The 6,969-nt window shown below is 73.7% G+C and carries 6 protein-coding genes and 1 pseudogene; 3 read left to right on the forward strand and 4 right to left on the reverse strand.

The annotated features are described in order from the left end of the window. From AB0G56_RS22165 to AB0G56_RS22180, 4 genes and pseudogenes are all read right to left on the reverse strand, one after another. Positions 1 to 201 (reverse strand): annotated as a pseudogene (locus AB0G56_RS22165) (2-oxoglutarate ferredoxin oxidoreductase subunit alpha); the annotation flags it as partial. Between the two features lie 263 nt (positions 202 to 464). Beyond that, positions 465 to 1,124 carry a response regulator transcription factor gene (locus AB0G56_RS22170; protein WP_360972245.1) on the reverse strand — a complete coding sequence of 220 codons (660 nt, stop codon included), beginning with the start codon at positions 1,122 to 1,124 and terminating at the stop codon, positions 465 to 467. A gap of 413 nt (positions 1,125 to 1,537) precedes the next feature. Continuing rightward, the gene (locus AB0G56_RS22175; protein ID WP_360971909.1) at positions 1,538 to 2,905 is read right to left on the reverse strand and encodes a sensor domain-containing protein; all 1,368 of its coding nucleotides are present in this window, start codon (positions 2,903 to 2,905) and stop codon (positions 1,538 to 1,540) included. 169 nt (positions 2,906 to 3,074) lie between these two features. Beyond that, on the reverse strand, positions 3,075 to 4,346 hold the full coding sequence (locus tag AB0G56_RS22180) for a sensor domain-containing protein (RefSeq protein ID WP_360971911.1): 1,272 nt from the start codon (positions 4,344 to 4,346) through the stop codon (positions 3,075 to 3,077). Positions 4,347 to 4,550: 204 nt separating this feature from the next. Between AB0G56_RS22180 and AB0G56_RS22185 the strand changes: the two genes are divergently transcribed. The 3 genes from AB0G56_RS22185 to AB0G56_RS22195 all read left to right on the forward strand — a co-directional run. Then, on the forward strand, positions 4,551 to 4,970 hold the full coding sequence (locus tag AB0G56_RS22185; RefSeq protein ID WP_360971913.1) for an NADH-quinone oxidoreductase subunit A: 420 nt from the start codon (positions 4,551 to 4,553) through the stop codon (positions 4,968 to 4,970). After that, positions 4,961 to 5,611 (forward strand): NADH-quinone oxidoreductase subunit B family protein, encoded by a 651-nt coding sequence (locus tag AB0G56_RS22190; RefSeq protein ID WP_360971915.1) that lies wholly within the window; start codon positions 4,961 to 4,963, stop codon positions 5,609 to 5,611. Before AB0G56_RS22185 ends, AB0G56_RS22190 begins: the two co-directional genes overlap by 10 nt. Next, on the forward strand, positions 5,608 to 6,969 hold a 1,362-nt coding region (locus AB0G56_RS22195; RefSeq protein ID WP_360971917.1), incomplete at its 3' end, for an NADH-quinone oxidoreductase subunit C. The genes AB0G56_RS22190 and AB0G56_RS22195, both read left to right, overlap by 4 nt.

Below are 6,969 nucleotides of genomic sequence, written 5' to 3' on the forward strand. Positions count from 1 at the left end.
CGTCGACAGATCGTTCCCGAACGACGCCGTCTCCGAAGTGAACCGGTCCCCGGCGAGCTGCATACCGTCACCCGAATCCCCCGCGAAACGGATGATCACCCGGTCCAGACGGCGGACGTCCTTCGCTCCGGCCGCCCTGCGCTGCTCCCCGACGACGGTTGTGTCGGCCTGTTCCGCTGGACTGCTGACCTGGCTGGTCACTGAACTGGACCTCCTTCGAGGCGGCTGTGTGGGACCGGCCTCCCGAAGACCCTGCGAAGACCTTCCCGGTTTCCAACCCTACGACCGTCAGGGATGCCCTCCCGGTGCCGATCGCATGCTGGACGCACCCGTGAGACGGTCCGATGCCCTGCTCTTCCACGCCGTTCCGGCTCTTGGGACCTCCTTGGGGAAGGTGCGCCGCAGTCGCCCGTCCGGCGTACTCGCGACCGGATCGGGGCCCGTACCGCCCCAGTGTCGGCCGGTCAGGAGTTCAGATAGGTGAGGACCGCGAGAACACGCCGGTGATCCCCGTCACTCTGGGACAGACCGAGCTTCAGGAAGATGTTGCTGACGTGCTTCTCCACCGCTCCGTCGCTCACCACCAGTTGCCGCGCGATCGCCGAGTTGGTGCGCCCCTCGGCCATCAGGCCCAGGACCTCGCGCTCCCGCGGGGTGAGACCCGCCAGCACGTCCTGCTTGCGGCTGCGCCCGAGCAGCTGGGCGACCACCTCCGGGTCCAGCGCCGTACCGCCCTGGGCCACCCGGACCACGGCGTCCACGAACTCCCGCACCTCGGCCACGCGGTCCTTCAGCAGGTAGCCGACCCCTCGGCTGGAACCCGCCAGCAGTTCGGTGGCGTACCGCTCCTCCACGTACTGCGACAGCACCAGCACCCCGAGACCGGGATGCGCCTTGCGCAGCCGTACGGCCGCCCGCACGCCCTCGTCGGTGTGGGTCGGCGGCATCCGCACGTCGGCCACGACCACGTCGGGCAGCTCCCCCTGGTCATGCAGCTCGGTGATGGTCTTGACCAGCGCCTCGGCGTCACCGACACCGGCCACGACCTCATGCCCGCGGTCGGTCAGCAACCGGGTCAGGCCCTCCCTGAGCAGCACTGAATCCTCGGCGATGACCACCCGCACCCTGTCCTCCACGATCCTCGGCCCCCCACAGCCTTCTTCACGGCACCCCGCACGGCCCGTCCGGCGCGTACGGCATGGTCCAGCATCCCAGCATCCGGACTCTGCCGCGCCCGCGCCCGGGGGAAAGGGGGGAGGGTTTCTGCGTTCCTTCGGTGTTCCGGCCGGTTTCCCGCGGTGTCCGGCCGGTCGGGACACGCGTCGCGGCCTGCCGCCCGCGGCCCTCGGGGCGCGGACGGCAGGCCGCCGTCGCTGCTTTCGTGTGTGCTTGCGCTGCGTGCTTCGGGGCGTTGCCCCGGTGCGTGCCCCGGTCCGCGCGTCGGCCGCCCGCTTTCGGTGGGGCTTTCGCCGCGTGGTTCCGGTAGTGGTTCCGTCCGTGGTTCCGTCCGTGGGTCCGGTCGTGCTGCCGTGCGCGCTCAGCGCCGCCAGGGCAGCTCGGCCGTCACCCGGGTGGGGCCGCCGGCCGGCGAGTCGACGACGAGGATCCCGTCCACCGCGTCCAGCCGTTCGGCCAGCCCCGCCAGGCCCGACCCCGCGGACACCTCCGCGCCGCCCACCCCGTCGTCCATGACCTGGAGCAGCAGCCGGTCGTCGGAGCGCCACACGTCCACCGAGGCGGACCGGGCCCGGCTGTGCTTGCTGATGTTCTGCAGCAGCTCGGACACCGTGAAGTACGCGATCCCCTCGATCGCCGCCGCCGGGCGCTCCGCCAGGTCCACCTCCACCCGCACCGGCACCGTGCAGCGCGAGGCCACGGCGGACAGGGCCGCGTCCAGGCCCCGGTCGGTCAGGACGGCCGGGTGGATGCCGCGGGCCAGGTCGCGCAGCTCCTGGAGCGCCGTCTTCACCTCGCCGTGCGCCTCGTCCACCATCCGTGCCGCCGCCCGCGGATCCTCGGCCAGCTTCTCCTTCGCCAGCCCCAGATCCATCGCGAGCGCCACCAGGCGGGCCTGCGCCCCGTCGTGCAGGTCCCGTTCGATGCGCCGCAGGTCGGCGGCGGCCGTGTCGACCACGACACCCCGGTCGGACTCCAGCTCCACCACGCGCGCCGACAGCCGCGACGGGCCGAGCAGCCCGTACACGAGCACCCGGTCCACCGTGGTCAGCGCCCGGACGATCCACGGTGTGGCCAGCGTGATCAGCAGCCCCACCAGGGCGGTCATCGTGATCTCGAACGGGTTGTCCAGGTAGATCCGGTGGTGCTCGTCGCCGTACAGCTGGATGCCGCCCTGACCGGCCCACATCGGGAAGACCCAGAACCACAGGGGGTACGTCAGCAGCGACCAGCCCAGCGGCCAGAACACGGTCGCCACCACGAAGGAGAACACCGCCCACGGGAACTGCAGCAGGGCGTAGAGCAGCGCCCGCCAGGAGGCACCGCTCTTCAGTACGGCCCCGGTCCAGGCCAGCGGGCCGTGGCCCTTCATCCGCAGCGGCTCCGGCTCACCCACCTCCAGGCCGAGCAGCCCGCGCGCCCGCACGCGCTCCAGCGCGCCGAAGCCCCGGCAGCCCGCCAGCGCCCCCGCCAGCACCGGGATGCCGACGAACGTCACCAGCAGGCCCGCGCCCAGCGACACCATCGTGACGGCGTACGTGAAGAGCAGGATGCTGATCGGCAGGCTCAGCAGCACGTACCCGAACTCCCGCCAGCTGCGCGCCTCGAACGGCGCCCGCAGCCCGGCGGGCAGCCGGTGCCGCCGCCCCTCGCCGTCGCCGTCGTAGAACCCGGCCCCGCCGTAGGGCGCGTACTCCTGTCCGTACTGCGATCCGTACTCGGTGGCCATGGGCGTCGTCCCGTTCCCCTCGTGTGCTGCTGTTCGTCCGGGTGTTCGTGCTGCTTCCCGCGGTCGTCCCGCCGTGCCTCCAGAGTGCTGGACAGCGGGCGGGCCGGGCCATGGAGCGCGTCGGCGTCTCGGTGCGGGGGTTTTCCCTACCTCTTGGAGCTGCCGGACCTCACCTCTTGGAGCTGCCGGACCTCTTGGACCTCTCGGCCCTCCTGGCGCGGGGGGCCGTGCCCGCGGCGGAGCCGGCCGTGCGGTCCCGCCAGGGGAGTTCCGCGGTGACCGTCGTCGGGCCACCCTGCGGGGAGTCGACGACGAACAGGCCGTCCACGGCGCTCAGCCGCTCCGCCAGCCCCCGCATGCCCGTGCCGCCGTCCAGCGAGGCACCGCCGCGGCCGTCGTCGCGCACCTGGATCAGCAGCCGGTCGTCGGAGCGCCACACGTCGACCGAGGCGGACCGCGCCCGGCTGTGCTTGCTGACGTTCTGCAGCAGCTCGGACACCGTGAAATAGGCGATGCCCTCGATGGCCTCCGCCGGACGCGCCGGCAGATCGGCCGTCACCTTCACGGGCACCGTGCAGCGCGAGGCGACCGACGACAGCGCCGCGTCCAGGCCCCGGTCGGTCAGGACGGCCGGGTGGATGCCCCGGGCCAGGTCGCGCAGTTCCTGCAACGCGAGTTTCACCTCGCCGTGCGCCTCCGCCACCATCTCGGCCGCCGCGTCCGGGTCCTCCAGCAGCTTCTCCTTGGCCAGGCCCAGACCCATCGCCAGGTTGACCAGGCGGGCCTGCGCCCCGTCGTGCAGGTCCCGTTCGATGCGCCGCAGGTCGGCGGCGGCCGTGTCGACCACGACACCCCGGTCGGACTCCAGCTCCGCGATCCGCCGCTCCAGCTCGTCTGAGGGCGACAGCAGCCCGCGCACCAGCGCCCGGTCGACGTTGGTCAGGCCCCGCGCGATGAACGGCAGCACCGGCCACAGCACGAACAGCGAGGTCAGCGTGACGGCGAAGGTGAGCACTCCCCAGGGCAGCCGGATGAACTCGTACAGGGCCGTCCGCCAGCCCACCGGATCCTTCAGCATCAGCCAGCACCGGCCGAGCCACCCCTGCGTGCGGGCCGGCGGCAGCGGGCTCGGCTCGTCGATGCGCACCCCGAGCAGCGCCCGCGCCCGCTTCCGCTCCAGCCTGCCCAGCACCCGCGCCCCCATCAGGCCCACCGCCAGCAGCGGAAGACCGACCACGGTGACGGTCAGCGCGGCGCCGGTGGCCAGCACGGACACGACGTACACGAAGCCGACCAGCGACACGGGCAGGTTCACCAGGAGATACGTGATCTCCTTCCAGGTGGGCAGGTCGAAGGCGAAGCGGGCCGGCGGCAGCCGGTCGCGGTCCGGGTCCCCGGCGCCGGACGCGGCCGGACCGGCAGAGGAGGTAGGTGCGGTCATACGAGCCAGCGTGCCGTGCGGCGGCCGAAGGCGCCATGAGGTCGGCCGCCCTGGTGGGCGGGGGAAAACCCCACCCCGCGTCTCACGGTGCGACGGGCTGCTTACCCGCTCTTTATCAGGGCCTAGACTCCCGTTCGTACAGAGCGTAGGACAGGCGGCACGGGCACGAGGCGGCCGACCAGGTCGGGGAGCGAGGGACGGACGGTGACGGAGACGTTGCGGGAGACGGCGCGGGGGCAGGCCGTCGTCGTCGCGGCGGACTACTTCCACTCCTACTCGGTCGTCGGACTGCTCGCCGTCGTGGGCGTGCTGTTCGTCGCCGTCGCCTTCGGCGCCGGCCGGCTGCTGCGCCCGGTGGTCCCCACGCCCGAGAAACTCCTGACGTACGAGTGCGGCGTCGACCCCGTCGGCGAGGGCTGGGCGCACACCCAGGTCCGCTACTACGTCTACGCCTTCCTGTACGTGATCTTCGCCGTCGACTCGATCTTCCTGTTCCCCTGGGCGACGGTCTTCGCCGCCCCCGGCTACGGCGCGGCGACGCTGGTGGAGATGTTCGTCTTCCTCGGCTTCCTGGCCGTCGGCCTGCTGTACGCCTACAAGAAGGGCGTCCTGGCATGGACGTGAACCCCGCGGTGCCCGAGCCCGTCGCGCTCCCGGAGCCCAAGCGGCTCGGCGCCCTGTCCCGCCTGGCCCCCGAGCCGATGAAGGTCGTCCTGAACTGGGGCCGCCGCTACTCGCTGTGGGTCTTCAACTTCGGCCTCGCCTGCTGCGCGATCGAGTTCATCGCCGCGTCGATGGCGCGGCACGACTTCATCCGCCTCGGCGTGATCCCGTTCGCGCCCGGACCGCGCCAGGCCGACCTGATGGTCGTCTCCGGCACGGTCACGGACAAGATGGCCCCGGCTGTCAAACGCCTGTACGAGCAGATGCCCGAGCCGAAGTACGTCATCTCCTTCGGGGCCTGCTCCAACTGCGGCGGCCCCTACTGGGACTCGTACTCCGTCACCAAGGGCGTCGACCAGATCATCCCCGTGGACGTCTACGTCCCCGGCTGCCCGCCGCGGCCCGAGGCGCTGCTCCAGGGCATCCTCAAGCTCCAGGAGAAGATCGCCCGGGAGTCGCTGGGGGAGCGGTACGGGAGCGGTGCGGCCCGTCCGTCGGCGGCGGCCCTGCAGAGCGGCCTGGTGAAACCGCCGGCGGCCGGGGACCGGCCCGCGGCGGGAGGCTCCGCGGCGCGGGACGCCGTCGAAGGGGACGGGCGATGAGCGGCGCCGGCTGGCTGCCCGCGCCCGCCGGGGAACTGTTCGGCCCCGAGGCCACGGCGGAGGAGTCCTACGAGGTCCTGACGGTCGACGTACCGCCGGGCTCCTGGATCCCCGCGCTGCTGACCGCCCGCGACGAACTGGGCTGCACCTACTTCGACTGGCTGAGCGCGGTCGACGAGCCGGGCACGGGCTTGCGGGTCGCGGCGCACGTCGTCGCGCTGAACCCGCTGCGGCGGCTGCTCGTGCGCACGACGGTCCCGCACGGGGCGCCGGTCCTGCCGACCGCCGTGGAGGTCTACGCGGGCGCCGCCTGGCACGAACGCGAGACGCACGAGATGTTCGGCATCGACTTCCGGGACCACCCGGCGCTCGACCACCTCCTGCTCCCGGACACCTTCGAAGGCCACCCCCTGCGCAAGGACTTCGTCCTGGCCGCCCGGGTGGCCAAGGCCTGGCCGGGGGCGAAGGAGCCGGGCGAATCGGAGCACGGCGGCCCCAAGCGGCGCCAGATGCTGCCGCCGGGCGTCCCCGACCCCAACGAGTGGGGCCCCCTGAAGGGCAGCCTCCCGGCCGCCCCGGCCCGCCCGGCCAGGGGCGCGGGCCGGCCGACGGCCGAACGCCCGGCCCGCCCGGCCGGCGACCGTCCGGTACGGCGCACCCGCACGGCCGCGGGAGGCTCGGCGAGCCAGACCGGCGACACGGCGGGTTCGGCGGGTACGGCGGGTACTGCGGGTACGGCGGGATCGTCGGGTACGGCAGGTTCGTCGGGTACGGCAGGTTCGTCGGGTACTGCGGGTACGGCTGGTACCGGGGGACCGGAAGCTGCGGGCACACCGGCAGCCCCGGCAGCACCGGGGCCAGCGGGCGGGACGGCCGGGGGAGCGACCGCCAGGCCGCCGCGCCGGATGCGGAGCGCGAGCCAGGGCTCTGCGAGCCAGACGGCACCCAGCGGTGAGACCCCGGCCACCCCGAGCGCCCCGGCCACCCCGAGCGCCTCGGATACACCGGCGGCCCCGGAGGCACCGGCCGCCCCGGGGACACCGGCGGCCCCCCGCCGTTCGCGCAGCGCGAGCGGCGGTTCCGCCTCGCAACGGGCGGCGCAGTCGGCACCGCCCCGCACCTCCGGGGAGCCGAAGCAGCCCACGGCCCCGCGCAGCTCCGACGCGCCCTGGCACCACGCCCGCCCGGCCTTCCACGAGCCGGAGGCCTCCCCGGACGCCACCACGGCGCCCACGGCGCCCGTCGCGCCCGCGGAGCCGCGGCAGCCCACCGCCCCGGCGGAGCCCACCGCCCCGGCGGAGCCCACCGCCCCGGCGGAGCCCACCGCCCCGGCGGAGCCCACCGCCCCGGCGGAGCCC

The sequence above is a fragment of the Streptomyces sp. NPDC021356 genome, from assembly GCF_040641015.1.
Taxonomy (GTDB): Bacteria; Actinomycetota; Actinomycetes; order Streptomycetales; family Streptomycetaceae; genus Streptomyces.

Coding starts and splice junctions, on each gene's coding strand:
- AB0G56_RS22175 (WP_360971909.1), bottom strand. CDS start 2,905: ATGGCCACCGAGTACGGATCGCAGTACGGACAGGAGTACGCGCCCTAC.
- AB0G56_RS22180 (WP_360971911.1), bottom strand. CDS start 4,346: ATGACCGCACCTACCTCCTCTGCCGGTCCGGCCGCGTCCGGCGCCGGG.
- AB0G56_RS22190 (WP_360971915.1), top strand. CDS start 4,961: ATGGACGTGAACCCCGCGGTGCCCGAGCCCGTCGCGCTCCCGGAGCCC.